Origin of the sequence: Mesorhizobium sp. M2A.F.Ca.ET.037.01.1.1, assembly GCF_003998075.1 — a bacterium.
GTDB lineage: Bacteria > Pseudomonadota > Alphaproteobacteria > Rhizobiales > Rhizobiaceae > Mesorhizobium.
Genome location: NZ_RZSA01001563.1, coordinates 1 through 861 on the forward strand (window position 1 = coordinate 1; position 861 = coordinate 861).

An 861-nucleotide genomic window follows, 5' to 3' on the forward strand; every position below is an offset into this window, starting at 1 on the left:
CGCCTACCACACTCCAGCCGGCGGCGCGGATCGCATGCGCACCCGCGGCCGCGAAGAGGAAGATCACGCCGGCAAGGCCGGCCGCCGCATAGGGAAGGGCAAGGCCGGCCCTCCCGAGCATGAGCCGCGCGCTCTCGCTTGTTGCAAAGTTCGCGAGCCAGCTCTCGATGCCCGTCATGCCGATGCAGAGCGCCAGCATCAGCGCCGGCGGCGCCAGCGCGAGCAGCACCCTATTCATGATCGCGCCCGAAGGCTTCCGCACCCATCGCCGTGAGCCGCACCCGCTCGGTCGCGTCACCGTCGATGCGTCGATGCCCGTCGATCAGCAGGCCCAAGAGCAGCGCGCGCTTCTCGTAACGCAATCCTGCCTTCACGATCAGGCCGCCGAGCTCGATCTTCTCGCGCGTGTCCTTTTTGCGGGCTTCGGATGAGCTCGACCGGCGCATGCGCTCAAGCCTCGCTATCGCCACCCTGAGCCGCGCCAGGCGCGAGCGTCGCGGTCGCATCGCTGGCGCTCCTGGCCGCTCCGGCATTTTTCTTTCCGGTCGATTTCCCGTTGCCCGCGCGAAACCGCCCGGCAAGTTCCTCGAATGCCGAAAGCAGCGCCGCCTCCTCGATCTCGGTCTCGCCAATCCCGGCCTTCAGCGCGATTCGCCCGATCCGCTCCGCCTCGCGTGTTTCGGCCGCCTTGAGCTGGTCCTGCAGGCGGGCGATTTCTTCCCTGATCTTCGATGACGGCTTCTTCATTCCGGTCGACCTTCCACAATCCGTTCTGGCTGTTTGGGACCCAGCTTTCCCCGGATGAGCGCCAGCTGCGACTCATAAAAAAGCTAGTCGGCGGAGCCGACGCTGCCTGAGATG

The 861-nt window shown here is 66.4% G+C and carries 2 protein-coding genes and 1 pseudogene; all 3 read right to left on the minus strand.

The window, feature by feature from the left end:
• Positions 1-238, minus strand: a pseudogene (locus tag EOA27_RS38380) (conjugal transfer protein TraG); the annotation flags it as partial.
• Positions 231-446, minus strand: coding sequence for a type IV conjugative transfer system coupling protein TraD (locus EOA27_RS38385; RefSeq protein ID WP_189562379.1), 216 nt, complete (start codon positions 444-446; stop codon positions 231-233). The gene EOA27_RS38385 and the pseudogene EOA27_RS38380, both read right to left, overlap by 8 nt.
• A gap of 4 nt (positions 447-450) precedes the next feature.
• Positions 451-747, minus strand: a complete 297-nt coding sequence (gene traC / locus EOA27_RS38390; protein WP_127258952.1) for a conjugal transfer protein TraC — start codon at positions 745-747, stop codon at positions 451-453.
• Positions 748-861 lie beyond the last annotated feature (114 nt).

Bases quoted from the DNA above. Each gene is read 5' to 3' on its own strand.
- EOA27_RS38385 (WP_189562379.1), bottom strand. From the start codon at position 446: ATGCGCCGGTCGAGCTCATCCGAAGCCCGCAAAAAGGACACGCGCGAG.
- traC (WP_127258952.1), bottom strand. From the start codon at position 747: ATGAAGAAGCCGTCATCGAAGATCAGGGAAGAAATCGCCCGCCTGCAG.